Origin of the sequence: Salinimonas sediminis, from assembly GCF_003429285.1 — a bacterium.
In the GTDB taxonomy this organism is placed as follows: Bacteria; Pseudomonadota; Gammaproteobacteria; order Enterobacterales; family Alteromonadaceae; genus Alteromonas; species Alteromonas indica.
Genome location: NZ_CP031769.1, coordinates 2,251,219 through 2,277,245, shown reverse-complemented (window position 1 = coordinate 2,277,245; position 26,027 = coordinate 2,251,219). Strand labels below are relative to the sequence as shown.

28 protein-coding genes and 3 pseudogenes are annotated in these 26,027 nt (G+C 45.3%); 17 read left to right on the top strand and 14 right to left on the bottom strand.

Annotation, left to right across the window (positions count from 1 at the left end; all coding sequences use genetic code 11):
- Positions 1 to 27: 27 nt before the first annotated feature.
- Complete coding sequence (locus D0Y50_RS10185) at positions 28 to 423, bottom strand: ion channel (protein WP_117316821.1); 396 nt, start codon at positions 421 to 423, stop codon at positions 28 to 30.
- A gap of 110 nt (positions 424 to 533) precedes the next feature.
- On the opposite strand from D0Y50_RS10185, the gene D0Y50_RS10180 reads away from it, so the two are divergent.
- A complete protein-coding gene (locus D0Y50_RS10180; protein WP_117316818.1) occupies positions 534 to 1,064 on the top strand; it encodes a DUF305 domain-containing protein in 531 nt (176 codons plus the stop codon).
- Positions 1,057 to 1,788 (top strand): MauE/DoxX family redox-associated membrane protein, encoded by a 732-nt coding sequence (locus tag D0Y50_RS10175; RefSeq protein ID WP_117316816.1) that lies wholly within the window; start codon positions 1,057 to 1,059, stop codon positions 1,786 to 1,788. Before D0Y50_RS10180 ends, D0Y50_RS10175 begins: the two co-directional genes overlap by 8 nt.
- 81 nt (positions 1,789 to 1,869) lie before the next feature.
- On the opposite strand, the gene D0Y50_RS10170 is transcribed toward D0Y50_RS10175, so the two are convergent.
- The 3 genes from D0Y50_RS10170 to D0Y50_RS10160 are packed head-to-tail and all read right to left on the bottom strand — an operon-like array spanning position 1,870 to position 3,586.
- Positions 1,870 to 2,331, bottom strand: a complete 462-nt coding sequence (locus tag D0Y50_RS10170; RefSeq protein WP_117316814.1) for a YybH family protein — start codon at positions 2,329 to 2,331, stop codon at positions 1,870 to 1,872.
- A 10-nt stretch (positions 2,332 to 2,341) separates the two neighbouring features.
- Complete coding sequence (locus tag D0Y50_RS10165) at positions 2,342 to 3,223, bottom strand: copper resistance D family protein (protein WP_117316812.1); 882 nt, start codon at positions 3,221 to 3,223, stop codon at positions 2,342 to 2,344.
- Positions 3,224 to 3,232: 9 nt separating this feature from the next.
- A complete protein-coding gene (locus tag D0Y50_RS10160; RefSeq protein WP_117316811.1) occupies positions 3,233 to 3,586 on the bottom strand; it encodes a copper resistance CopC family protein in 354 nt (117 codons plus the stop codon).
- A gap of 434 nt (positions 3,587 to 4,020) precedes the next feature.
- Between D0Y50_RS10160 and D0Y50_RS10155 the strand changes: the two genes are divergently transcribed.
- The 5 genes from D0Y50_RS10155 to D0Y50_RS19755 all read left to right on the top strand — a co-directional run bounded on the left by D0Y50_RS10155 (position 4,021) and on the right by D0Y50_RS19755 (position 9,070).
- Positions 4,021 to 4,410 (top strand): hypothetical protein, encoded by a 390-nt coding sequence (locus D0Y50_RS10155; RefSeq protein ID WP_117316808.1) that lies wholly within the window; start codon positions 4,021 to 4,023, stop codon positions 4,408 to 4,410.
- A gap of 81 nt (positions 4,411 to 4,491) precedes the next feature.
- Positions 4,492 to 6,306 carry a copper resistance system multicopper oxidase gene (locus tag D0Y50_RS10150; RefSeq protein ID WP_117316806.1) on the top strand — a complete coding sequence of 605 codons (1,815 nt, stop codon included), beginning with the start codon at positions 4,492 to 4,494 and terminating at the stop codon, positions 6,304 to 6,306.
- Positions 6,307 to 6,315: 9 nt separating this feature from the next.
- Complete coding sequence (locus D0Y50_RS10145) at positions 6,316 to 7,065, top strand: copper resistance protein B (RefSeq protein ID WP_117316803.1); 750 nt, start codon at positions 6,316 to 6,318, stop codon at positions 7,063 to 7,065.
- A gap of 158 nt (positions 7,066 to 7,223) precedes the next feature.
- On the top strand, positions 7,224 to 8,549 hold the full coding sequence (locus D0Y50_RS10140) for an APC family permease (RefSeq protein WP_117316801.1): 1,326 nt from the start codon (positions 7,224 to 7,226) through the stop codon (positions 8,547 to 8,549).
- Positions 8,550 to 8,848: 299 nt separating this feature from the next.
- Entirely contained in the window at positions 8,849 to 9,070 is a 222-nt protein-coding gene (locus tag D0Y50_RS19755) for a copper resistance protein B (RefSeq protein ID WP_332308387.1), read from the top strand.
- A 71-nt stretch (positions 9,071 to 9,141) separates the two neighbouring features.
- Here D0Y50_RS19755 and D0Y50_RS19515 read toward each other — a convergent pair whose 3' ends face one another.
- From D0Y50_RS19515 to D0Y50_RS10100, 8 genes and pseudogenes are all read right to left on the bottom strand, one after another.
- On the bottom strand, positions 9,142 to 9,303 hold the full coding sequence (locus tag D0Y50_RS19515) for a hypothetical protein (protein WP_168190725.1): 162 nt from the start codon (positions 9,301 to 9,303) through the stop codon (positions 9,142 to 9,144).
- Between the two features lie 82 nt (positions 9,304 to 9,385).
- Positions 9,386 to 9,649 carry a DUF5676 family membrane protein gene (locus D0Y50_RS10130; protein WP_117316799.1) on the bottom strand — a complete coding sequence of 88 codons (264 nt, stop codon included), beginning with the start codon at positions 9,647 to 9,649 and terminating at the stop codon, positions 9,386 to 9,388.
- Positions 9,650 to 9,712: 63 nt separating this feature from the next.
- Positions 9,713 to 10,084: a cation transporter gene (locus tag D0Y50_RS10125; RefSeq protein ID WP_117316797.1), complete on the bottom strand. Its 372-nt coding sequence runs from the start codon at positions 10,082 to 10,084 to the stop codon at positions 9,713 to 9,715.
- Entirely contained in the window at positions 10,077 to 10,511 is a 435-nt protein-coding gene (locus D0Y50_RS10120) for a hypothetical protein (protein ID WP_117316795.1), read from the bottom strand. Before D0Y50_RS10120 ends, D0Y50_RS10125 begins: the two co-directional genes overlap by 8 nt.
- Positions 10,495 to 11,163: a methyltransferase family protein gene (locus D0Y50_RS10115; protein WP_232366232.1), complete on the bottom strand. Its 669-nt coding sequence runs from the start codon at positions 11,161 to 11,163 to the stop codon at positions 10,495 to 10,497. The genes D0Y50_RS10120 and D0Y50_RS10115 overlap by 17 nt, the downstream gene beginning before the upstream one ends.
- On the bottom strand, positions 11,160 to 11,498 hold the full coding sequence (locus D0Y50_RS10110; RefSeq protein ID WP_117316793.1) for a DUF2933 domain-containing protein: 339 nt from the start codon (positions 11,496 to 11,498) through the stop codon (positions 11,160 to 11,162). The genes D0Y50_RS10115 and D0Y50_RS10110 overlap by 4 nt, the downstream gene beginning before the upstream one ends.
- Positions 11,495 to 11,860 (bottom strand): annotated as a pseudogene (locus D0Y50_RS10105) (cupredoxin domain-containing protein). Before D0Y50_RS10105 ends, D0Y50_RS10110 begins: the two are co-directional and overlap by 4 nt.
- Before the next feature lie 11 nt (positions 11,861 to 11,871).
- Positions 11,872 to 12,705, bottom strand: a pseudogene (locus D0Y50_RS10100) (HAD-IC family P-type ATPase); the annotation flags it as partial.
- Between D0Y50_RS10100 and D0Y50_RS10095 the strand changes: the two are divergent.
- From D0Y50_RS10095 to D0Y50_RS10050, 10 genes and pseudogenes are all read left to right on the top strand, one after another.
- Positions 12,702 to 12,905, top strand: a complete 204-nt coding sequence (locus D0Y50_RS10095) for a cation diffusion facilitator family transporter (RefSeq protein WP_232366231.1) — start codon at positions 12,702 to 12,704, stop codon at positions 12,903 to 12,905. The pseudogene D0Y50_RS10100 and the gene D0Y50_RS10095 sit on opposite strands and share 4 nt — an antisense overlap.
- Positions 12,906 to 13,733: 828 nt before the next feature.
- On the top strand, positions 13,734 to 14,195 hold the full coding sequence (locus tag D0Y50_RS20100) for a TnsA endonuclease N-terminal domain-containing protein (protein ID WP_332308347.1): 462 nt from the start codon (positions 13,734 to 13,736) through the stop codon (positions 14,193 to 14,195).
- A gap of 9 nt (positions 14,196 to 14,204) precedes the next feature.
- Entirely contained in the window at positions 14,205 to 14,561 is a 357-nt protein-coding gene (locus tag D0Y50_RS20095; RefSeq protein WP_332308346.1) for a TnsA endonuclease C-terminal domain-containing protein, read from the top strand.
- Complete coding sequence (locus tag D0Y50_RS10085) at positions 14,545 to 16,626, top strand: DDE-type integrase/transposase/recombinase (protein ID WP_117316791.1); 2,082 nt, start codon at positions 14,545 to 14,547, stop codon at positions 16,624 to 16,626. The genes D0Y50_RS20095 and D0Y50_RS10085 overlap by 17 nt, the downstream gene beginning before the upstream one ends.
- Positions 16,626 to 18,281, top strand: a complete 1,656-nt coding sequence (locus D0Y50_RS10080) for an AAA family ATPase (protein ID WP_117316789.1) — start codon at positions 16,626 to 16,628, stop codon at positions 18,279 to 18,281. Before D0Y50_RS10085 ends, D0Y50_RS10080 begins: the two co-directional genes overlap by 1 nt.
- Position 18,282: 1 nt before the next feature.
- Positions 18,283 to 19,791, top strand: a complete 1,509-nt coding sequence (locus D0Y50_RS10075; RefSeq protein WP_117316787.1) for a TnsD family Tn7-like transposition protein — start codon at positions 18,283 to 18,285, stop codon at positions 19,789 to 19,791.
- Positions 19,788 to 21,389 carry a Tn7-like element transposition protein TnsE gene (locus D0Y50_RS10070; RefSeq protein WP_117316785.1) on the top strand — a complete coding sequence of 534 codons (1,602 nt, stop codon included), beginning with the start codon at positions 19,788 to 19,790 and terminating at the stop codon, positions 21,387 to 21,389. Before D0Y50_RS10075 ends, D0Y50_RS10070 begins: the two co-directional genes overlap by 4 nt.
- A 157-nt stretch (positions 21,390 to 21,546) precedes the next feature.
- Positions 21,547 to 21,789 (top strand): annotated as a pseudogene (locus D0Y50_RS10060) (transposase); the annotation flags it as partial.
- Positions 21,790 to 21,961: 172 nt separating this feature from the next.
- Positions 21,962 to 22,555, top strand: a complete 594-nt coding sequence (locus tag D0Y50_RS10055) for a hypothetical protein (RefSeq protein ID WP_117316783.1) — start codon at positions 21,962 to 21,964, stop codon at positions 22,553 to 22,555.
- A 91-nt stretch (positions 22,556 to 22,646) separates the two neighbouring features.
- On the top strand, positions 22,647 to 23,177 hold the full coding sequence (locus D0Y50_RS10050; RefSeq protein ID WP_117316781.1) for a hypothetical protein: 531 nt from the start codon (positions 22,647 to 22,649) through the stop codon (positions 23,175 to 23,177).
- 396 nt (positions 23,178 to 23,573) lie between these two features.
- On the opposite strand, the gene D0Y50_RS10045 is transcribed toward D0Y50_RS10050, so the two are convergent.
- Positions 23,574 to 24,521 carry a DUF2235 domain-containing protein gene (locus tag D0Y50_RS10045; RefSeq protein WP_117316778.1) on the bottom strand — a complete coding sequence of 316 codons (948 nt, stop codon included), beginning with the start codon at positions 24,519 to 24,521 and terminating at the stop codon, positions 23,574 to 23,576.
- 271 nt (positions 24,522 to 24,792) lie between these two features.
- Positions 24,793 to 25,842 (bottom strand): DNA-binding protein, encoded by a 1,050-nt coding sequence (locus D0Y50_RS10040; RefSeq protein WP_020744755.1) that lies wholly within the window; start codon positions 25,840 to 25,842, stop codon positions 24,793 to 24,795.
- Between the last annotated feature and the right edge of the window lie 185 nt (positions 25,843 to 26,027).

Genomic DNA, 26,027 nt, shown 5'->3' with positions numbered 1-26,027 from the left:
ATGTTGAATTGAAATAAATTACAGTTGCTACATGAGCCTGAACACTTTCGATGCCGAACAGCTTATTAAGAGAAATCCTGTAGCTGATTCGACTCCTGCAAGCATTCGTAAATGTCCAGTCGGCTCAATACTTCCGAGGCCCAGTGTAGTAATCGTCGTCAACGAAAAATAAAAAATATCGACCGTCGTAGCTGGCTGCTTAAAGCCTCCTAACTCAAGACCAAGTCCAATTTCATAGGCCAGTGCAAAAATGATCGCGAGTAGAAGCTGGCTGCAGATGGCAATAAAAACCACGACCTGTGTTTTTATCCAAACTTTGTCCAGTTTCCTGATAGCGCTATCGGCAACTACCGATATATTAAAAACGTGCAAAGCCACACTCACTAAAAGAGTTAGCGCACTAATAATTATTGCTGTAATCATAACATTCCCTTCGATGGTACGGATTTTGAATTATCCTACATTCGCTCCCTTTTTGTCTTACGGTGAGAGGATATTACACAAATTAGTTTTTTCTTAAGTAAGGATTACAGATGAAATACTCAAAATTTGCTGCGATGATCATTACATCAACGATTGCGATGTTCATTATGATGTATCTGAACACTTACGCAGTCTCCCATGTATGGTTCAGTGAAACGAGAACCTATATGGCGCTGTATATGGGGGCGGGCATGGCAATCGTCATGCTGGCGTTTATGCTTGGTATGTACAATAACAAAAAGCTTAACGTCGCGATTTTCTTGCTGGCAGCAGTACTCTTCGCCGTTTGTCTCTACCTTGTTCGTTCCCAAAGTACAGTTTCTGATACTGCTTACATGAAAGCGATGATCCCTCACCATTCCATCGCCATTCTTACCAGTGAGCGCTCGAAATTAAAGGATGTGCGTGTGCGTGAACTGGCGGACGGAATCATCAAAGCGCAACGAAAAGAAATTAAAGAAATGGAATGGCTGATTAAAGATATTTCTGAAAATGGGAAAGTAACGTCTCAGGCCGAGGCCGAGCAACGTCCACTCCCAGAATTTCAGGGTAAACTGAGTAAAGGAGAGCAAAATGAGTAAGACAGCAATCCTGTATCGCATGGTAACTGACGAACATATATGCCCTTACGGATTAAGATCGAAAGATTTGCTGGAGCGTGAGGGCTTCTCAGTAGAAGATCACCACCTTACCTCTCGTGAAGAAACCGATAAATTTAAAGAGAAACATGGCGTCGAGACTACACCTCAAACGTTTATTAATAATGAACGTGTTGGGGGATATGACGAGCTTCGGGAGCATTTCGATAAGGGCGAGGCAGGTCAGACAGGGACAACCTACACGCCGGTTATTGCTATTTTTTCTGTGGCTGCCCTGCTGTCTCTGGCATTTCAGTTCGCTGTTTCAGGCGATTTCATCTCGATAAGAACCCTGATGCTGTTTATTGCCTTTTCCATGACACTGCTCGCGGTACAAAAGCTTCAGGATTTGTATAGCTTTACTAACTCATTTATCACCTATGACCTATTGGCGATGAAGTGGTTGCGCTATGGCTACATCTATCCATTTATCGAGGCTTACGCAGGAATTGGAATGGTCGCGCAGTTGCCCGCTCTCGCTGTTGCACCATTCTCTTTATTCATCGGAACGGTTGGTGCTATATCCGTTTTTAAAGCGGTTTATGTTGATAAGCGTGAACTAAAATGTGCCTGTGTAGGCGGTGACAGTAATGTCCCGCTGGGATTTGTATCGCTATCTGAAAACCTGTTTATGATTGTTGGCGCGTTAATTATGTTGCTGTTGTAATAACGCTGGTCTTTTCGGCGCGCCTCTGAATTCATGCTCAGAGGCTGCCGAATAACGCTTAGACCTCAAACAGCCACTCACTTATTTTGCCGTTGACCAGTGCAAGTGTGCTATTTTCCACTTTCCATTACGCTTCGTCAGAATCGCTGTTTCATACGAGCGGTAGGTTTTACCCGACTCCGTGGTGTTTTTAGACACCGAGAGTGATGTGGCTGAATCGCCATACTCTGTCACCTTGTGCTCCCGAAGCTCTGAAGACAACGTGCCGACAAACTTCATATCAGACAGCATATGATGAGACGCGTATTCCTGAGCGCTGCGCTCGATACCACCACCTTCAACAATTATGACGTTATCTGATAGCAATGATTTCGCTGTGACTTCATTCTGCTCTCGCAAGGCTTTATGAAAAGCCAATACGACCTGGCCCGGCACGGTCTCGCTGCCTGATAGTTTAGACTGGTGCTCATCGGGTTTGTTGCCATGGGCGAAAAGGGATGGTGAGGCGGCTGCTAAGATGAATGCCACTAACAGATTTCGCATTATTATTTTCCTAATTAAACTGGGGCCCAACCACACTGGTTAATACCGAAGTAATTAACAGCAGTGCGGAGGCTAAAACTATTTCAATATTTATGGAGCGTTTCAGTTGCGCTTTGTCGTCGGCATCCTCCATTGCGGGCACCAGAATAAAGCGGTGACGTGCAGCAAGTAATAGCAATAAACCTACTACTAACATCTTGCCCAAAAAGATAAGACCATACTGAGATTGAATCAGATCTCCTGGTGACGTAAATAGCTTTATCGCCATGTAGACACCAATAAGGAGTAGTGTGGTCACGAGGAACCCTGCCATCCTGCCAAAGTCAGTCATGATACTTTTTGTGTCCTCTACCGAGAAGCTCTTACATGACATTCTCAGCGGTAACAAAGCGCCAAACCACCAACCCATAATAGCGACGTGCGTTGCCAAAATGAGTTTATCGATGAGTCCTTTTTCTGCAATGTGTCCGATAAGCGTAAAACTATACAGGCCGTATATTATCAGTACAGACAGCATCGCTCTAACAGCAACAAAGTTGACTCGCTTGACTAACGCCAGAAGCAATGGAGGTATCGCCAGTGCAGACATCAGCATTCTGACCAGAGTGACATCTCCCACAGGAGAGTCCCACATTACTTCAAGCATTATGGGGTCAAAGGCCCCTTGCAGACCATTTTCAGAAAATGCGCCGGTTTTGGCAAAAAACCACAGCGCAGAAGCGAAAAAAGAGAGCGCTAGTAAAGGCACCACGTGATATACAACATTTTTGCAAAAAGCGCGGTTTTGGGCTGGCCTGTGCATAAAGAAAGCAAAACCGACTACACTGGCAAAACCTACGTAGAATACGGCTTTAGAAACAACAATGGCTGCATTCCAAAGAATTAATTCCATAGGTTTCGCTTAGTGAACCATGAAAGAGAATGTCGCTTTCATTTTATGGCCGTCCCCGCCCATTGCTATCCACTCAACAGTGTAAGTATCTGGTTTCAAAACAGGTAATTGCCAGGTGTAAGCAGCCTGCTTTCCTGATGCTGGTGTGAAAGCAAAGTCGACCTCACCGGCCTCATTGCCCGTAATGCTTACTTTCATTAATCGCAATGGTTTGGAATAGGTTAACGTCAGTTGCTCAGGGGCACTCATCAACATTGCATTGTCTGATGGTGAGCTGCTTTCAAGCATCACATCACCGTGAGCAATCGCCCCTGCACTGAACATGAGCATAAGGGCTAACCCAATTTTAAGAATGTTTTGCATATCTACCTCTTCTCTATTTATTGCTCTTTAGTCCACTGTCTTGTGGACTAAAATCTAGCGATAGGTGCGAGTATTTTCTCGGTATCACCACCGTTTAATCCCCACCCTGACTAGGGTACGCAAATTTTATCACTATTTCTTCCTGTTTTTAAAGATATGGCAGCCCCGTCGCTTCAACTTAGTCAACAGTGGTTTTGCGTGAAAAGCATGCTGGAATTTTTCACTTGGATAAATAGAGGCTTCAAATACTAAATTACAACCTTATTACAGTTGGAATTTGAAATTCGTTATCGATTTTTTGAGATCTGTTTTGATAGTTTTGCGTATATGAACAAAAGTTCATATAAGTGTTGAAAGCAGAAAATCTGTCTCTATACTTTAAACTACATCGTTAATATAACGCTACGAAAATCAGAGGAGTAGGCTTCCTACCCATGAGTATAAAGATTCTTTTCACATGTATTGTCATTTCCCTGGCAGCGCTAGCGTTGCCGGTAAGTGCGTGTGATGAAGAATCAGGTCAACAGACCGTCTCGGTGGAAATGTTACTACAAAAGGCCAGTCATGCAGATAAGCATACCATCGGGGTAACAAATAAACCGCTGTCAGAGAAAAAAGCACATATGCACACGTCGCGTAAAGGCAGTTCAGATTGTTGCGAGGACGGTTGCCTATGTTTTATGACAAATTGTCAGCATGGCTCAGCGTCGATTTATTCTTCACAAGACGAATTAGCGGTAAAATATTCAGAGCAATATGAGTTTATTGCTCTGTCCGTTCCTGTAAGCATTTCTACACCTCCATATCGACCACCAATAACCTGACCTTCGGATATCTCCAGCAAGATATTTTTCTAAGGTTGAAGCTTATCAGCCTGCGTACATTCACTTTTGAAGGTTAACTTTATGAGTAATTCATTTAATGATGGTCGTCGCAGATTCGTGCTTGGCGCAATGACTGCGAGCGCAGCGACGGCCCTGACTAACGTCAGTCCACTCTGGGCTGCGCCAGCAGGACGTCACTTTAAAGACCAGGTACTGACCGGTGACATCAAACACCTGACAATTTCTGAGGCCAATTTAGCCATAGGCTCACAAACCGGTTTACCGCTCACTATAAATGGCCAGATGCCGGGGCCGTTAATAAGGCTAAAGGAAGGTCAACGTGCTCAACTGAATGTCACTAACCAGTTGGAGCAGGACACTTCAATACACTGGCACGGCATTATTTTGCCCGCTGGAATGGATGGTGTGCCAGGCGTTTCGTTTGCCGGGATCAAGCCCGGTCAAACATTTAATTATGCATTTGATGTAGAGCAAAACGGAACGTACTGGTATCACAGTCATTCCGGTCTTCAGGAGCAGCGGGGCCACCTAGGTCCGCTGATTGTTGAGCCTGCCGATGGCGATATCGGCGCGGATCGGGAACACACTATCATCCTCAGCGACTGGACCTTCGCAGACCCTCACGATGTGATGAGAAAACTGAAAGTGGCTGAGGGTTATTACAATTATCAAAAGCGAACTATCTTCGACACATTGAAAGATGTTGAGAAAAAAGGACTTGCCGAGACATGGAAGGAGCGCGCCATGTGGGGCGCGATGCGCATGAGTCCTCGTGATATCGCGGATGTGACGGGCAGCACCTACACCTACCTTATGAATGGCCGTACCCCAGAGGATAACTGGCAGGCTCTGTTTAATGTTGGTGAGAAAGTTCGTTTGCGGATCATCAACGGCTCTGCAATGACCTATTTTGATTTTCGTATTCCAGGACTGGAGATGACAGTAGTTGCCGCTGACGGTCAGCCGGTTAAGCCGGTCAATGTGGATGAATTCCGAATTGCAGTAGCAGAAACGTACGATGTCATTGTCCAACCACAAGAGCGAAAGGCTTATACCTTCTTCGCCGAGAGCTTTGACAGAAGCGGCTATACTCGTGGCACGCTCACACCATCCTTAGGTCTGACCGCAGCGGTGCCTCCACAACGGACCATCACCGAGCGCGGCATGGCTGCGATGGGAATGGACATGTCGGGAATGGATGGTATGGACATGCAACAGTCTGGAGACATGAAAAAGGGTATGGCTTCTTCAGAAATGGACATGAAGAAGATGGGCCAGCATGGCGAGCATACCATGCACAGGGACATGATGAAGGGCGATATGAAATCTTCACGAGTTCTGCCAGTAGAAAAGATAGACATTGTCCATAGTGAAGAGGGCCACGGGCCAGGTGCCGCCATGATCGCACAAAATCCACGACCGCGTTTAGACGAGCCGGGCATAGGTCTCGAAAACAGCCCTCATCGTGTGTTGGTTTATGCTGATCTGGTAGGTGAGCATGCATGGCCTGACGAGCGGGAGCCTGAGCGCCAAATCGAGCTTCATTTAACCGGCAACATGGAACGGTACATGTGGTCGTTTGATGGCAAGAAGTTCAGTGAAGTAGATGGGTATGTCCGTTTTAACTACGGAGAGCGGCTTCGTCTGATTCTGGTTAACGACACTATGATGGATCATCCCATTCATTTGCACGGTATGTGGATGGAACTGGAAAACGGCCAGTATCCGAGGCCCAGAAAACACACTATAAGCCTCAAGCCCGGTGAGAAAGTATCGTTGCAAATCAGCGCAGATGCTCCCGGGGAGTGGGCCTTTCATTGTCACCTGCTTTACCACATGGAAGCAGGAATGTTTCGTGTTGTTCAGGTCGCATAGGAGATGAATATGAAACAGGTATTAGCAGCAGGGCTTATAGTCTCTACTCTTGGTTTTAGTGACACCGCTCTGGCTCAATCAAAAGACAACTGGCCATCTCCCATTCCGGATGAAAATTTTGGGCAGGTACTGTTTGATCGACTTGAGTATACCCGTAATGATGAGCAACAAAACATAGCTGTATGGGACATGCAGGCTTGGTACGGCGGCGATTATCATCGACTCGTGTTTAAAAGCGAAGGCGAAAATACACAAAACGATGGAATGCCGACGGATTTGGAACGCGCCGAAGTACTGTATGGCTATCTGGTCTCTGCATTCTGGTCTGTGCAGGTTGGTTTGGGAACGAAAGGCGAACTGGCATCAGATGCTGACATGGAAAACTATGCAGTGATCAGTTATCAGGGGTTAGCCCCCTATTGGTTTGAAATGGAAAACTCACTTCGTATTAACGAAGACGGTGACATGCAATTTATCAATGAAACCGAGTATGACTGGCAGTTAAGTCAGGTTTCCTATCTGCAACCACGCCTGGAAATTGTTGCGAACCTCACCGAATCGGAAAAATATAACCGTCAAAGTGGGCTGAGTAATATTCGTATCGGCTTACGCTACCGTCACGAGATTACACGGGAAATAGCGCCCTATGTCGGCGTTTATTACAGCGAAGCCTTAGGTAATACGGCTGATGCGTTAAATGCAGATGGCGAGCCAACCAGTGAGACTGGTGTCGTGTTAGGTGCAAGAATTTGGTTTTAAGTGGTCTACGCTAGAAGGGAAATAACCGGCATTGCATTGCCGGTTATTTCTTCATGTAACACCGTTGAACTTCTATTTTGCTGGGCAAATTTTTCCGTGACCGCAGCAAACTACTTCTGCGACTGCTTTGGTTCAGATGACACAAGGGGTAACCAACAATGAATGATCACGAGCATTCAAGCAATAAAGATTCGTTAAGTCTCTGGGGCGCGGTGTCAATGGGAACCGGTGTGATGATTGGTGCAGGTATATTTGCCTTAACCGGTCAAATTGCTGAACTGGCTGGCACATGGTTTCCTTTTGCGTTTCTTGTAGCAGCAATAATCACAGGGTTTAGCTCATACAGTTACGTCAAAATGGCACAAAAATACCCCTCAGCAGGTGGTATAGCTATGTTCTTACAAAAAGCCTATGGCAGAGGATTAATGACCGGTGCCTGTGCTTTGCTGATGTTTTTTTCCATGGTTATCAATGAAAGTCTGGTTGCCCGTACTTTTGGCACCTATGTCCTGCAATTGGTCGACTCCCAGGAAGTTGAGTGGCTCATTCCCGCTCTTGGCGTGAGTCTTCTTATTGTTGCATTCATTGTCAATATTCTAAGCAACCAATTCATTCAGACGCTTTCATTCATTATGGCCTTTATAAAAATCGCAGGGCTAGCGATTTTGGCAATAGGTGGGCTTTGGGCAACCGGTTTGTCGTTTGAAAGTGTATCGGCTCAACCGCAGGAAACCAGCGCAACAGGATTTCTAGGAGCAGTGGCACTGGGTATTTTGGGCTACAAAGGATTCACGACAATCACTAACAGCGGCGGAGAGCTAAAACAACCGGAAAAAAATGTAGGAAGGGCCATAATCATTTCTATTTCGATCTGTGTGGTCCTTTATGTTTTTGTGGCGGTTGCAGTAGGTGCAAACCTATCAATTGACGAAATCATAAAGGCAAAAGACTACTCTCTTGCTGAAGCATCACGACCCGCCTTCGGTCAGTATGGCGCATGGTTCACTATAGCGTTTGCTATCATAGCCACATCTTCTGGCGTCGTTGCGAGCGTATTTGCAGTTTCTCGCATGCTATCAATGCTTACATCGATGCAGCTTGTGCCTCACCGCCATTTTTCATTACCGGGAGATGTAAGAAGACATTCCCTAATTTATACGTTGGCAATCGCGATATTTCTGACCATATTCTTTGATTTAAGCCGTATAGCCTCGATCGGAGTCGTTTTTTATCTCGTAATGGATATTTTCATCCATTGGGGGGTATTTAAGCATTTACGCGATGAAGTGCACGCTAAAGCCTGGGTGTTAGTGAGCGCAATTATTCTGGATATTGTTGTACTTTTTTCATTTTTGTGGGTGAAAGCAAAGTCAGATATCTTCATTGTATGGGTTTCTGTGGCCGGACTTCTTATTGTATTCGCGGCTGAGAAATGGTTTCTAAAACTACATGTGTATGAAGAACATGACAAAAATTATAACTGATGTGAGTCATTGAGTTGGAAGGTTAGCAGATTTCTAATAAGGATAAGTTTTCCTTTTAATAGAAAGTTATGCTTTTTTGCGGCTAATCTTTTCCTTCAGGACATCAGGACATCAGGACATCAGGACATCAGGACATCGGGGCATCACTCTTTAGCCTTGATGTCCTTTCCTCCTGAACTAGCCCCTACCGATTAAGGATGGAAAACTCACTTCGTATTAACGAAGACGGTGGCATGCAGTTTATCAATGAAACCGAGTATGAATGGCAGTTAAGTCAGGTTTCCTGTCTGTAACCACGCCTGGAAGTTGTAGCGAACCTCACTGACTCGGAAAAATACAACCGTCAAAGCGGGCTGAGTAACATTCGTATCGGCTTGTGTTACCGCCATGAGATTACACGGGAAACAGCGCTCTATGTCGGCGTTTATTACAGCAAAGCCTTGGCTAAAGTGGCTAACGCGTTAAAAGCTGATGGCGAGTCAACCAGTGAAACTGGCGTGGTAATCGGAGCCAGGATCTAGTCCTGAGAGGGCTAGGCCAGAACGGAAGTAACCGGCATTTTATTGCCGGTTATTTCTTCACGTGGCACCCTTTAACCGCCTTGTTGCAGCTTCATTTTACCCATTATTTCAGTAAACTCTTGCCCTTGCTTCTGTGACTCAGATGGTTGCTTACAGACCTGTTTATCCGTACTTGGCTGATTGAGTAATTGCGTGGCTTTCTGCAGTCCGTTTTCTGTATTGCTGGTGATCATAGTGCCTCACTGTTTACTTAAAAGCATAAAAGAGCAAATACTGTTCCGGACTTAATATTTCAAAAGCGGTGCATTTATTTAGTCATGAATTCTGAAGCTGCATATTATAAATTTTGGCAATAAACCAACCCAATATACCGGCCAGAAACGCCCAAAGAACGCCTCCTATCAATACACCCAATACCGACATGTGCCACCTCATGGCTTGCCAGTCTGTGTGTAACATTTTGCCTGTCATATCAGACATCATGTTCGGTAACGCCATGACGAATAAGGAACACACAATCCAAATAATCGCAAACGCTGCCGCACAAGCTATGGCAAAGGCATTTTCTTGAATTTTCATCATCTATCTCCTTTGACTGGGCTACCCTATGTTGATTACGAGAGAGCATATAGCGCATTGAGTTCATTTACGTTTATTGTGGGATCCCGGCGGCACTGCATGACAACTCCACGCTTTGTGTGTTGAATTGTCTTTGATATTCTGGTCGACAAATTGATAGTAACCTTCTTTCGTGCGTGTCCACCAATCATTGTGAAGGTCGGCACCATGCCTTCGAATGACTTCTTCAATACCATCCAAATTTATATGTGTCGCATCATATGCCAAGTGAATAACACCCTCTTTGATGTTGTAACTCACATCATCGATGCCAAAGAGCTTATCAACTTCTCCAATTAGGGCATCGCAATTTGCCTCATTGACATTGCTGAGCCGTAAATTGCGAATGACTAAATTAGCTTCTCTGACACCTACTCTGTGATCTAAATCACTCATGGTCTCCCCCTAAAGTGTTAGTTTGACTTTTTTCTGACATAGGCGAATGATTGTCCTCCATTTTTGACATCATCATTTCCATCATTTTGAGATGCTTTTCTGCCATATTAACCTGGGTTTGCATGGGTTGTTTTTTCATTTTCTCATGCATCATATGCATCATTCCCATTATGGATTGCATATGGCTTTTCATCATCTCACGCTGCTTAACGGGGTCCTTTTCTTCTTTGATAGCATGAACTTCTTCCTTCATCGCTTTCATTTTCGCATGCATCATATGCATATCTTTGCCAGACATATTCATTCCCATTTGCATGTCTTGCTTGTCTGAGCCCTGGTGCTCATGCCCTTTCATGCTTTGCGCTGGTGCAGTTGCCGCCATTAGTAATGACGTTGAAAAAATGATTGATTTAGTGAGTTTTTTCATGGTTTTCACCTTTTAATTTAACGTTCAGGTTTGGGATCCAGCGTGGTGTCGTGTTGATATAATTCACATACTCCTCGCCAAATTCAGAAATAGCTAAAGCTTCTTCATGCTTAGCCAGCTGTACATACACAACAACTAAAATAGGGAACATGACCAATGTGGGAATGGTTGGCCATTGCAACAAAAAGCCAAACATGATCAGAATGAAGGCTACATATTGAGGATGGCGACAACGCGCATACCATCCAGCTTTAGCTAACTGATGGTTCTTCTGGGCGTGGTGCAGTACATTCCACGCTGAAGACAACATAAAGAAGCCTGCAACAATAAACACCATACTGGTGATATGAAACGGGTCCCAATGGGCATCACCGTCAAAACCAAAGAAGGTGTGTAACAGGTGTCCGTTTTCGTGCGCGAAGAAGTTCACCTTCGGGTAGGTATCAGTAAGCCACCCTGACAAGAAATAGATAGTTAATGGAAATCCGTACATTTCGGTAAAGAGGGCCACAACAAAAGCAGAAAAAATGCCCAGACTTCGCCAATCGGTGGACGTTTTGGGCTTCACAAAACTAAATGCAAAAAAGATAAAAATAGCTGAGTTCAGTATCACCATTGACCATTGACCATAAGCCATAATCGTATGTGTCATTCATCACCATCGTCCTTTTTATGCATTTCCTTGCGGCCTTCTTCTACCCCTTCAATGTATCCATCACGATAAGCCGCGTTCTTATCACTCAATTCCTGAAAACTCTGCCGCCTGTTTTCACTGTCCGGAGAATGTTCGTGGTCGTGACCATGTTTACCATGGCTACGGTGCATGAAGATGTGCATGAACGGGCACAGCAGTAATATCAGATAAGGAAGAAACTGAAGGACATGATGACCATGTTCGAAGATTAAAAAATAAGTAGCGGCAGCGATAATCGCTAGTGCCGTCCAACCCGTGGGGGTCGACCAAAATCGGGGGTGACTGTTTTTCATGACTCCTCCTTTACCACCGTTAGAACACCACGATACATCTGCATCTGGCAGTGAAAGACGTGTTCGCCCTGTGGAATGCTTGAGAGGTGTATTTGTGTTACACCATTAAGCTTTAATTACTCACTAATATCTAACGTAGGGATCAGTAAAATCTCAGAGCAGGGAGATTCGTCCTTCCGCAAAAACTTCAATGTAACCGACTGGTTGGCGTTTACCTGAATTGCAGCAGGTGAGTACACACCATTTTTTACTTCTATGAGTACTTCATTGCTGTCAGTTATTGTTTGCTCAGGCTTGTATAGCCAAAACCATCAAATAATCAGTGCGATCACCGCAAGTCCGACAATATTAATCATCATCATAAGAAATCTCCTTAGTGGTCTTTTGCCTTGAATAGGCGAAGCCGATTCGCATTCGACACCACCGTCAACGAAGAAAATGCCATAGCCGCACCAGCAATAACCGGGCTTAACAACACACCGAAAAATGGATAGAGCGCGCCAGCCGCGAAAGGTATGCCTGCTACGTTATGAACAAAGGCACCAAACAGGTTTTGCTTAATGTTGCGCAACGTAGCCTTACTAACAGCTATTGCATCTGCCAGGCCATGAAGCGAACCGCGCATTAAGGTGATATCTGCACTTTCAATCGCTACGTCTGTTCCTGTACCGATGGCAAAGCCAACATCAGCTAGCGCAAGTGCAGGGGCATCATTAATTCCATCGCCAGTCATGCCCACTACTTCTCCTTGCTCCTGTAGTTCCTGCACTTTGTTGGCTTTTTCTTCGGGCAATACATCAGCAAAAAATTCGCTTATCCCCGCTTTATTTGCAACGGCAGCGGCAGTTTCCTTATTATCCCCCGTTAACATGATGACCCGGGTCCCATTGGCTTGCAGGCGTTTGATGGCAGAGACAGAGTCTGATTTTATCGGGTCGGCAACCGCTATGATGGCAGTCAGTTGTCCATCTACAGCAAAATACATCGGAGTCTTAGCTTCTTTGGCCAGTGTTTGTGCTTTCTCGGAGTATTCACCAATGCCCACCTCGTTTTTAGCCATGAGCTTACTATTACCAAACAGTAAAGCCTTCCCTTCACAACTGGCTTCAACACCCATCCCGGTAGTTGCGTTAAATCCCTCAATTTTAAGCAGCTCAACGTCCTGGTCGAGGGCACTTTCTACTATCGCTTGAACTTGATGCTGTGAGCGATTTGCATCACCTGCATATCTGGTCACTAGATGGTGAGCATCATGTTGCGACAGTTCACGTTGTTAGTCAGTTTGAGTCGAAAGCTGAGTACCTTGAACTAAAAGAAAGTGTATCCAACGCGCTGCAAGAGTTTGAGTTATCGCATACCACTATTGAAATTGAGCTAACCAGCGAAGAATGTCGGGATGCTGATTAATTCGATGATGAAGCACTAATTTATGGGGGCTGGTATCACTTTAGCCCCTAAAGCGTTAGCTCTTACATCCATTGCGTTTGCAAGTAACAGGTGAAGTAGTGTTGCTCCAGTGTGAAGGATGTTCGTTTGTATTTTCGCCGCACCCTGTTTTGCCACCTTTTTGACCTTTATGAACAACGCTTTCTCCGGAATTTGGTGGTGTGTGTCTTACAGCCATATTATTTTCCTTAATTTAATATGCCACTATTGGCACATTTAGCTTAGGATAATTCTTTTTTTTGTAAAGGAAGAAGGCGCAATTATTAGAATAATGTCGGATATTCTCATATCCATCGAATTTAGTGGCGCGATTCAAAAAAGCTTCCCAATGAAGAGGGGCATTTTTCGATTAACGTAAAAAGATATATTAGGCATTTACAAAATCAACAATAAGATAATTAAATTAGCAAAACGTCGATTATTTTATGGGCGCTTTGTGGTTGCTAGGATAGAGAGTGGCTATTAACTTCTGTCATTTATCTTCATCTCGTTTGTGGTTATCAATACCGATATTTGATAGCGCCCACCCAACGATAGACAGGACTAATGCAGTACCCATTGCAATAAGAAAACCTGTAAGCATGACAGATTACCTCAATTTCAGAATTTATAATGCGCACTTGGGGCCAGAATTTCATGAGCTCTCGTTAAGCTTATATCAACTAAAACGTGAACTACAGATGCGCCCAAATTTATTAATAACTATAGTACGATTTCCAAGTAATAAAGTTGCATACTGATGCAGCAAGGCCTATTCTCACTTAACGTAGATATATGGGCGGTTTATGCATGGCCTCAAAAGGCGGCGGGTTTTCCGAAACGCAATTTGCAAAGTGGATTAAGGAAGGCAGAGGTCAAGGGCTGAATTCTGATTACAAACCTTGGTTAACGGTTAGAGATTTGCCTTCTCTAGGAAGGGTACACCGTGTATTTGGTCACAAGTCCAAACGTACCCACCATTTGCTATCAGATCTTGAGCTTTCCGTATTCCTGATGCTGGAATGGCACAACAAAATTACTCAAATACGTGAGCAATTCCCACTGGAGCGCGATACCACGCGCCAGTTAGCGGGAGCAGCTGGCATTAAACACCCTAACGTCGCTGGCGTTGATCAGTATATGTCTTCAGACTTTCTGGTTGATTCAGTAAATGAAAGCGAGCCTAGATTCGTATTGCAGGTAAAATACGCTTCAGCTCTGCAAGACTCCAGAACGGTTGAGAAACTGGAGCTTGAGCGTCGATATTGGTAGGAGAAAGAGTTGCCGTGGTATCTAATAACTGAGAAAGATATACCCGCGGTAGTGACAAAGAATATCAATTGGCTTTATCCAGCCCAACGTATAGAAGAAAATGCAGAACTGGAGCTTCAGCAAATTGAGTTCTATGCGCATCATTTCGCAAAGAGCCCAAACAAAGCAATTTTAGCAATCTGCAAAGAACTTGATGCTGCGTACGATTTGCCACTGGGTGAATCACTCTATGAGGTCAGACAACTGTTAGCCAAGCGCTACTTCACTTTTGATATTTTTAAACCCACAACCAAACTCAAAGCCAGAGATTTACAGGCCGCAGATGTTGGCTTAATCCGGGAGGTGTATCTTGTTTCGAATCAATGAAGTGTTGAAATTCGGTGAACAACGTTTCCGTGTGCTGCAACCACTGGGCGAGTATCTGGTTTGGATCGATATTGACGATGGCTCAGCCTTTCCTGAGATAGCGTCAGTAAGTGACTTGTCAGAAGCCATTGAACAGGAAAATCTCGATCGCATTGATGATCCCTATAAGGAACTGGCTTTCGAGTCACCTAAAGAGGGCACTATGGCCAGAACCAAGCGGGACAGCAATTATCATCTGATCAAACCATTACTAGGCCTGCCTGACTTTTATGAACCCAAAAGCCGCGGTGCTGCCATCAAAAGCATTCTTTCTGAGAAAGGCTCGACTAAACAAACCCTTTATCGGCTTGCCAGGCGTTATTGGCAACGAGGGCAGACTCCAAACGCCTTACTCCCCGACTACAAGAACTCTGGTGGTAAAGGTAAAAGGCGAATCGCCAAAGACAAAAAACTGGGTCGCCCACGCAAATACACCCCAGGTGTCGGTGCTAAGGTAGATGAGTTTGTTGAGCGCCTGTTTCGTATAGCCATCGACCGCTACCTGTTAAAGGACAAAGGGCACTCCTTCCCTTATGCTCACCGTCGCTTCAATACAATGTACCTGAACTATTTCCCAGATACTCCTGAAGAGGAACTGCCCAGCAACTGGCAAATGATGCATTTTTATAAGCGTGAGTACCTTCAGGCAGAAAAACTCAAAAAGCGCATTTCAGCCAATGAGTACAACAAAGATGTCCGGCCTCTGCACAGCACGGCAAATACTCAGGTACTTGGGCCGGGTAGCCGATACGAGATAGATGCGACCATTGCCGACGTGTATGTCGTTTCCGATAGTGAGCGGGGCAATATCGTTGGTCGCCCGGTAGTATACATGGTGATCGATGTATTCAGTCGGATGGTAGCCGGTTTCTATATTGGCTTCGAAAGTGCTTCTTATGTCGCCGCAATGCAAGCCTTGTATATGGCTGTGACAGACAAAACAGGTTACTGCAAGGAACTCGGATTCGACGTAGAGTCTGAACACTGGCCCAGTGTTGGACTACCGGATGCAATTCTTGCAGATCGTGGCGAACTGTTGGGGCATCAAATAGAAAATCTAGAAAGTAATTTTGCTGTTCGAATAGAAAACACCCCTCCCTATAGAGGCGACGCTAAGGGCATTGTAGAGCGCAACTTTAAGACGGTTCAGGCTTCATTTGGATCTTTTGTACCGGGTTATGTCACCGGAAACCGGGTTAAAAAACGAGGGGGGAAGGATTATCGGCTAGATGCTAAACTTTCGGTGAAAGACTTTGCGCAAACTATCCTCTCCTCGGTGCTCTATCACAATCAGTTTGCCGTACTCGAGAAGTACGACAGAGATTCCGACATGCCTACGAATCTGCCGACAACTCCAGTCCATTTATGGAATTGGGGGCTTCAGCATAGAACTGGCCGCCTACATCACGCCGAGCCAGACGCATTGCGGGTTGCCCTGTTACCCAGAAAAAAGGCGAGCATTTCCGAATTGGGAGCCTGCTTGTTTGGCCTCTACTACACTTCTTCTGAATTTCTGCAACTGGGCTGGACGCATCGCGGCAGAGCAGTAAAGCGACCAGCAACGCTGGAAGCCGCCTACGACCCATTGGTTGCCGACCAAATTTACCTCTTCCCCGAGAAAGGTAGCAACAAATATTGGATCTGCAACCTGGCTGACCGCTCCCGGGAGTTTCGGGGAGCGTCGTTCTGGGACGTCTGGCAGGCCAGAGATGAACAAAAGAAAACAACCGGCAAAGCAAAAGTGCAATCTGGAGCCAAAAAACGGCAACACGAAGAGTTTGTGATCGACAAAATCAGTCATGCAACCAAGGTGGCCCCGGATACTTCCGGCATTCCCAATGCACAGCGAGTCAGAACGATCAATGAAAACAAACGTCAGGAAAAAGCCAAAGAAAGAGCAGAAAGGGCGCGACGCCCAGATGCCGATCCTAATGAGCGCCCAGGCAAAGTGATTCACCTTTCCGACCCCGAGTCAGATCTGGATTATCCGGATTATGTGGATGAGTTGTTTGGAGACGATGACTGATGCCTTTACCTGAAAATTATGTTGAGGCCGTATATGCCGACCCTGGGCTTGAGCGCTATCGCGGTAATCCATTAATTGAGGCCTTACCGCCAATAATGGATCTGCAGGCCCTCAAGGTAAAACTCACCGGAAAAGTAGAGTTTAATCCACAGGATTGTTTCGGAGAGGGACATCTTCGTGCTCACCAAATCAGTGCATTGCTTGATGATTTCTTTCAGCCTCTCTCCATCCACAAACAATTAGAAGAGAAAATTTCCGTCATGATCCGGGGCGGTTATGTGGGACGCAATATCGCTGACGGTTCGTTGAACAAGAAAATGCAGGAAGGCTACCAACGAATCATGTCAGGCGTTGCAAGTGATTTCAGGTTTTCACAAACCAATTCCACAGCCAAGAGCCTGTCACTGATTGGTTGTTCCGGCAGTGGTAAAAGTTCGACTATTAACCGAATATTGGCAACCTATCCACAAGCCATCTATCACCATGACTACAATGCCATTCAGCTACCCTACCTGAGGATAGAATGCCCCTCCGACGGCTCACTTAAAAGCTTGTGCCTGAACTTCTTCCGTGAGGTCGATCGCACCCTGCACACAGGGTATGAGGAAAAGTATGCCCGTAAGCGTCACAGCACCGAAGTGCTGCTCTCTCTAATGGGTCAGGTGGCAACACAACGGGCGGTCGGCGTATTGGTTATCGACGAAATTCAACGCCTGACACTGAAGCGATCCATCAGTAAAGAAGCCATGCTGGAATTTTTTGTGGCGCTGGTAAATGTTATCGGTGTACCCGTGGTAATGGTGGGAACCCCAAAAGCCAGGCCCATATTCGAAATGGAATTGCAGGCCGGTCGGCGCAGTGCCGGTTTTGGCTCATTGTTCTGGCAGCCGATGAAACCGGGGCCGGTCAGAATGAACCCAAAAACAGGTGAGCCAAGAAAAACAGAATGGCAGGCCTTTACTAACAAGCTCTGGCAATATCAATGGCTGACTAACCGGGATGAAATACTGAGCGATGAAATCCGCGACTGCTGGTTCGATTTGTCACAGGGTGTACTGGATATTGTCGTCAAGCTGTTTGTACTTGCACAGATGCGGGCTATATCCACAGGGCTTGAACGAATTACCGTTAAACTGCTTCGTACCGTTTACCAGCAGGAGTTGAAGCCGGTGCACCCAATGCTTGATGCTCTGCGCAGAGACGACCCGGAACTGATCGTTAAATATTCAGATTTACAGTTGCCCGATATGGACAAACGCCTGCTTGAGTTAAGGCAGGTGATTGATGAGCGGCAGGCCGAAAAAGAGCGCATCCCGGCCTTTGGCAGTAATGAAAAAGCAATGCGTCTTTATACCATGCTGCAAGGAATGGGGTGCGAATCCAGATTACTGGAGCCGCTGATCGAAAATGCTTTCCAACAGCACCCTGATCTCTCATTGCCCGAACTGAGCAGGATCATACTGGACTGGTATTCCAATCCACCCAGAACCACCAAACCGAAGACAGCAAACGTCAAATCAACCAGCTGGCATACACTGCCCTCAGACGATCTGCGGTTCAAATTTTCACAGGCAGAGAAAGGCCGATTTTATCACGAACTGCAATATGGCAAGGAACTGTTTGATGTACCTAATTGGCTGAAAGAAGTGGGCTGATATGCTGGGCTTTCCCCTGCCTTACCACGATGAACTGCTTTACAGCACCATCGCAAGGCATGGGGTTCATAGCGGTATCGTCTCACCAAAAGAGCTATTGCAGGATGTTTATGGTGATACCAGAGTTATCGCAACATCTGATCTGCCAGGGCATTTGAATCGCATTGCAGCACTTTACCCAGAGAAAAACGGCATAACAGCGAGTGATTTGCTATACCAAAATACCCTCTTTCCTTTGTATGCGTTCTTCATGGGCGAGGCCCGGCGCAAAGCACTTGTCCAAGAACTTACTTCAGATGGTAAGAGCGCCGTTCATTTAAAATCAGGCGCAGCGGCTTGGCGTGTTAAGCAACCTGAATACCTACGATATTGCCCTGGGTGCATTAAACAGCAAGAGCATGCACTTGGGGAGTGCTACTGGCGGCGGGATTGGCAGGTGGCTGGCGCAGACAGTTGCCCTATCCATGGGAGCCTTATTGACTCAGACATTCATCGTCACGATGTTCACCGCCACCAGTATACTCCCCTCAATGCAGAGACCAGCATACCGGCAGAGCAAAAGCCGGGTTGCTGGCAAAGCGATTTAATAGCGCAAAGCATACGTGAGCTTCTGAATCTTAAGCAGATTGCAGTGCCTGAACTTGTGCAATGGGGTTATTGGTATAAAAAGCTCGCAGCAGACCATCAGCTCAATCGCGGGAGCCAGGTACGCCATGAACAGGTAGAGCAAAAAGTCATCGCGTTTTGGGGAGTTGACTGGCTGACCGCGCAAAAACTCATGCCAGACAGCGGCGAGTCAAACTGGCTTCGGAATATGTTTCGCAAACACCGCAAAGCATTCAGTTATCTCGAGCATCTAATCGTCCTGCATGCCTTTCTGAAACCTGGATGGAAGATGGCCGATGTGATTACTTTTGTTGCACGACTCCAGCCGAAAGCTAAGACCTCAACCACCGCGCAGCAGGAAATAGATCAAACACGCTTGGAGGACTACCGCAGGCGGTGGCTGAACGCCCTAGAAAAACACGGAACCAAATTGGCCCGCCTCAACGGATACGGAGACGTGTACGCTTGGTTGTATCGTTATGACAAAACCTGGCTTATAGAAATCAATCAGGGCCACAGAATACCTCTATTGAGACACCGGCCTAAGGTGAGCTGGCGAAAGCGAGACGTGGATACAGTAAAAGCCCTGATGGCATTGCGCAACGAAAGCGAATGCATACTGGACGCTCCCCGGCTATCGAGGAACTGGTATCTGAATCAACTGAAGCACAGAGCTTCTTTAGAGAAGCATCTAGAACTACTGCCTTTGTGCAGTTTGTTTTTTGATCGATACTGTGAAAGTATATTCGAATACCAGATTAGAAGAATTAGCCGGGTTGTGATCAAAGCCGTTCTTGCCGGTGATGTGCTAAAACGTTGGCAGGTATTGAAGTGGTCTGGGTTAAGTGAGGAACGCTTAACCGAAGAGGCTAAAAATTTTCTCAAGGAGTTATTCGGGATTTGAATAGTAGCACCCGATTAAAAGGATTCAAAGACGATACCTGGATAAACGGTATCGGAGACTTTTTCTGTAGAAACGGTGGAAATCAGTGGGGAGTGAACCTCAGCATCTACCCAAGTAAGGAAAGCAGTAAAGACGCAATAACTTTATCGAACGCCCCTATTCTGATTCGAAAGAGAATCATCAATCCTACCAAAAATTACTACCTAAGAGGGGTGGAAAAATCCCACACAATATCCTCTACCAGTGATTGGTTAGTCGATGTAATCAGTAACTGTCCTGCTCGAGAAAGACCATTGCCGAAGGAAGCGAAGCAGTTGTGTTTTGTATTTCAATTATCGGATGGAATAACCGCATACCTACCTCAATTCGAACTCGCCCGAGCGCTTTTTTTTCATTATGGCTATCTCGCCCGATCATCGGTAGTGCACGACCTGCTAAACAACGAATATATTGTCGAATCCGATAAAGAAAACCAGAAAGCATTTGTTACAGTTTTGGATACTTTTTCTGGAAACTGGGAACAGTTTAATGATTTTAGTTTCAGGCGCATGCTCGCATGGTTGTTACTAGATGTGGAAGCACGCCATTCTTTCAACAGTATCGCACAGTATCAGTTGAACCATGGGTACACACAAGGGCAATATCGACGGTGGAATTTTCGGTTTGATCCACCTGATTTACAAGGTGTCACGTTAGATATGCGCGGAAACTTAGACGTTGATAGCCGAACTATGCTCATTTATGAGATCTCAAGTGTAAAGAATATCGCTGCTAATATCCCAGAGAGCGTGGACTTTTTCAGCACAAGATTTTTCACACAGACGCATGGCCAAGGTAGCGGTGTAGGGCGTGATACTGAGAGACCCGCAAGTCATAGTATTGATGACATCGAAGATAGCAGTCGAGAAAATAAGCCAGTAATGCTCAGTGCAAATGCAACTGTATTTGAATTCATAAAGGCAGTAGAAACATCTAAAATCAGTGAAAGACAAAAGTCGGCTGGCCGAGGTAGACAGGATGATAGCGAGCCTAATAAAGCCTCTCGTGATGTCAGTACCGAAGAGCAAGGCCCAGAGGGGAGCTTACCAAGCGCCGAATGGGATAATTTAGATGATCAAACTGACGATTTACATCTCTATTTGAACAAATTTGCCAGTTACTTTGAGATGTTAAAGCTGCTCGAAGAGAACCATGACTGTAAGATCACCCCATACCCGCTCAGGAAATTGCCAGCAATAGGTAAATGTAAAAAGCATATAATGGAAACCGACGGTAATCCGAGATGTATGTCTGTCACCCATGTTGCGGTCAGCAACAACGGCTACTACATGCTAGAAGTCGATACCTCAGATGCAAGTAAGGCTCTATCGACCAGATTGATCCGCGCCAGCGCAATAGGCAACATCGAACCCTATCTTTACGAAATAGAAAAGCACCTCATGAAGGCATCCCTTTCGTGGTCTAAGAAGTATTTGGATAAGCTTGTCGGCGAGAATAACCACTCTTGGGTTCCGCATCAAAAATCGAGAAGATTAGGTGCGTTAATTTCAGTAGAAGTTGAGCTGTGGGCAAGTAGGGTATTCTCTGCGATCACGTAGTTATGGTCACATGCATTTGAGAAATCCAAATTATGCAGCTACGGCATCAAATCAATTTAAAAAAGCCTCATAACAACCGCAAATATCAAGGAGGGGTTCTACCCAGATTTTACGGACACATCCATAAGAAGGCATTCTATGCCTAGAAGGAGTGTCTATGACCAAACGAAGAAAGTATTCCCCAGAATTTAAACGCGAAGCCGTTTTACTGACCCAGCAGCTGGGTGTGAGTTGTCGCCAAATTGCACTGGATATTGGTGTTAATCCAAACCTATTGAATCGCTGGAAACGTGAAGCAGAGCAAAACAAAGACCAAGCATTTACAGGCCATGACAGTCCTCGCGATGAAGAGATGGCAAAGCTAAAAAGAGAGCTGACTAAAGTCAAAAAGGAACGCGATGTTATTGGCGAATACACATTACTACCAACCAGCAGCTTATGTCGCACCGTTTGACCATGTGTGGTGCACTTATTATCTGAGTTTGACGGAGACTGCTAATAAAATTATTGATTAGATATAAATCAATTGGATATTGTGTGGATTAAATAAAAATAGCGTGTAAGGAGTTGTTTTGGCAAGACTTGGAAGTTTAGCTCTCAATATTGAAGGAGACCTGGGAAGCGGTATTGTACTCTCACTTACTTCTCCCCCTAAAGACGATGTTGAATACTCGTACGATGGAAATGTACTTAGGTGTAAAAAAAACGTCCCTTATATTGTATGTTGTCTTAGGGAAAGGCTGGGGCGAGAAGAAACCTTGGAAAAGGGCAGAGCACTTGTTCAAATCGGTTTGGACATGCTCTCGATGAAAGGTACGGAAGACCTGGTTACAAAAAAAGTAGATGAAGAGTATATGTATTGGTGGACTGACGAAGGAGAGACGATCTTTTCGCTGGTTGATACTTCTACCTTATCCATGAAGTCTGAAGTAGCTGGCATTGTGGTCCGGGACAAAAATGGAAAAGTTGTACCAAGTCCTCCACCTATGGAACAACATCACTTAGGATTCCGATTTTTCAGATATTCTCAGGTGTCAGAAGATCTATTCGGAGCCTACAGAAATATGTACTTGGCGTTTGAACACCTTTTGTCATCAAAACATCCGAAAGGCAAGGAACTAGAAGTGCAATGGCTGTCACGAGCCCTTAATTTAGTTAGTATCTGACGAGTTAAACTTAGATTCGATAGCGAATGCAAGCGAAAAAAATTCGGTCGAATTCATCATCGATGAGGTTTACCGCAATGCTCGGCTTCCGTTGTTTCATGCCAAAAATGGAAAACTATTTTTTACTCCTGCCATTGAATTAGCTGATGAAGAGGCCACTTTAAATTCTTTAGCTTTGCTTTCTCAAATAGTTACCAAAATGGCGAGTAAGTGGTTTCGCACTAGGAGGATGGGTAGTTGGTTTAACGAGAAGATATTTGAAGAGCAATACCCAAAAATGTTTGAAAATGCGATTGGAGGGTTCTCAGCCTCAAGTGTCAATTGCGTAGAGTGGAGTGAAATAGGCCTAGATCATGATGTTTTTACTTCCGGTAAAGAATTTCCGCTAAGTTATGATTGTAACTTGCACGGAAAGAAGCAGCCAAATTTAAAAGGAAGAATAAAGCTCAATCCTGCTCTCAATACCAAGATTAAGACTGTAACAATAAGGAATGATGAAAGTTTGTTAATTGGAGGCGCGGTTGATTCGCTACTAGAGCTTGACGGGATTGAATGGTTTGAGCATACCTGTCTATTGAAAACGTACCAGGGGGGGCAACCTAGGTCGTTGTTTCACAGATAGCATACAATAAATCAGTTGCTTCGGGTTCTGCCCCGTTGGACATCAGTGACTGTTCTAGGACGACTTATAATACCTTAATTTTACTCCTTCTTTTAGAAAGTCAGAGAAAAATTTCGGCTTTTACTTGAATATAAATATTGGAACATCAGATATTTATATTCAAGTCGTCAATAAATTCAATCACTGAAGGAAAACGATTTGTCTAGATGATAAAGCAAAACTCTTTGGGTATTAAACCGCGAGTACCCACTGCTTTTCAAGGAAAATTGGAAGCTCTAGAGTGTGTGAGTATGATACTTTATTGCAAGGCTAGCTCGCAGTTTATGCGTTGAGCTAAAAATAAGTATGATACTTTATTTTTTTAACCACACATTTGCAAACCAAAAATCATGGCGTTTAGACTCCCAGGGTATGAAACTTTATTACTCTCCCACAATGGTCGATATCTCTGATATGTTCCCCTCGAATGCGATAAAAATGTCGCTTGGAAGGGTGGAGCTTGGCAAGATAACTGTCGGTACAAGATTGAAAACAATGTGACTCAAGGTTTAAGCCAGCTTTTCTGGCCTCATTAGCCATCCACTCCATCGGTATTAACGATGCACTTAAATCGTTTGAGCAGGGCATATGTCCCCCGCCGACATCGCTATGATAGCCACAGAACCACGTTTGCTTGAGGTCTAACCCTTGTCTGGGCTCCCAAATAGCCGGCTCGAAGTCTTCTCTGCGCTCGTCAATGGCTAATGCATGACGGGCAACACTAACGTTACTTCCAAGCTTAGTGTCGTAAAACTCATCACGGTCTTCAAAGAGTCCAAGAAATGAAATTGGTATACCTAAAGCCCCGACTGTGTCCCATACTCCTACAAAGAAAACATCACGGCTTTCAAAGCAGTGACTTTTTCTGAAAGCGACCGCTGTGCTCCCACCTGGCTTGTTATCATTCCCCTTCGCCCTGTAAATAGTCATGGCTTCTTCTACGCGGTGCGCATTATTTCGCTTGAGGATTCCGCAGTTATAAATGAGGCCACAGAGTGAACGTACGGTATAGGCACCACGGCTAAAGCCAAAGAAATAGAGCTTATCGCCCTCGGTGTAATTTTGAATTATATAACGGTAGGCATCTTCAATGTTTTTCATTACGCCAAGACCGGTAATGCCACCGCCGAAATTATCGTAGTAGCTACCCACGCCCCAATCGTAGAAAACTTGTTGAGGAACGCCATCATCACCTATCGGGTGAATAGACCGGGCGAATTTCAGGACATTGGTAGGACAGTCTTTATTCAGGTTCTTTTCGGGGCGGTTCCAGGTGCCATCACTACATATGACTATGCGTTTCATATCAAGCCTCCTCACTGAGGACGGTGGTTAATTAAAACTGCTTGGTGATTAGACAAAAGGATAGTTCAAGCTTGATACTTTTCAATTGAAACGAAGAAAAGAATGCCAACTAGGACCAGCGGGGGCATTTGAACGAAAACCTACGGTTTTGAATCCTGTGGCACCCTCGAAACCGTAGGTTTCCGTCAGATAGCCGCTAACCCGGCATTTGCCCTTAAAACTTGGTCATCTTTGGAACATTACTGAATATTCAATGCTGTGACAGCCTTTTTCATAGCGAACCCTGGAGTTGTTTGAATTGTCCTAGGATCATCGCCTTTTCCTGAAGAATTACCTTGTTCTCATCGGTCAGATACGTCACTTTATCCTGGATGGTTTTCACCTCGGTTTTGGTGGCCTTCAAAGCTTGGGATAACACGGCCAATTCCTTATCGACATCTGCTTTCTGAGCAGTGAGAGCTGCTATTTTTTCTGCCAATTGCTCATTTTTATGCTGGTATTCCTGGTTCTTCGTCATGGCGTCTTCAAGGTCGCGCTTCAGGTTCTGGGTCTCATCTACCTTTCCGTTCAAATCCCTGTTTAGCGTCGCATTGGTCTGTTCAAGTTTATCTGCATTGCTTTGTAACTGCGCATTGGCATCAAATAACTCGGACACTCTTGACTCAGCCTGGTCGAACCGGTGTTGCAGTTCCTGCATCTGGTCTTTCAACCCCTGGGTATCGATCCGGAACTGTTCGCGTTCTTGCTGACGGTCTTCGGCAGTGCGCTGCTGATAATGTTCAAAATGATCGCGGATGTCCTTATTTTCCTGCTTAAGTTCCGCAATACTTTCCTTTAATTCAGCGGTTCGCACAATGGCTTCGTCTCGTTGGGCCTCGGCTTTGACCACGCTGATACGCACATCTTCCAGAGACTTGTCTAACGCGCTTTTTTCTTTGTTCTGCCGTTCAATCTGGCTCTCAAGATCCTGTTGTCGGGCAGTAAGTTGCGCGATGGTGTTTTTGGAATCGGCCAATTCTTTGCGGAGTTCTTTATTTGACGCCTCAAATTCCTGACGGGTCTCCTCAATACGGTGGTCGGCCATCTGCTGTACCCGCTCGTGGAGTGATTTCACTACCTCCACCAGGTCATTCGGGAGTCCACCGATATCGGCTACCTCTCCGTTGTCTGATCGCCAACGCTTGAGCAGCGGCGCGATGGTGCTTTTGCTGCCGGTGCCCATATGTTCCCGCACTCGATCCACCGTAGGCTCCTGGCCTTGGGTTTTGATGGCTTCGGCGGCTTTGGCGACATCGTGGTAAGTGACTCCGGCGCGTGCCATAGGGAGATTTCCTCTCAAACTATTTAGTAACGTATTATGTAACACGTAATATAACATTATATTTATGCTTATCAAAGTTTCTTGAGTTTCAATTGTTAACCTTCGATAATAAATGTTATCGTTGGTTATGGTATTAAGCTGAAAATCTTCTGCTTGTAACGCCGGTACATAGCCGCCTTTCTGGT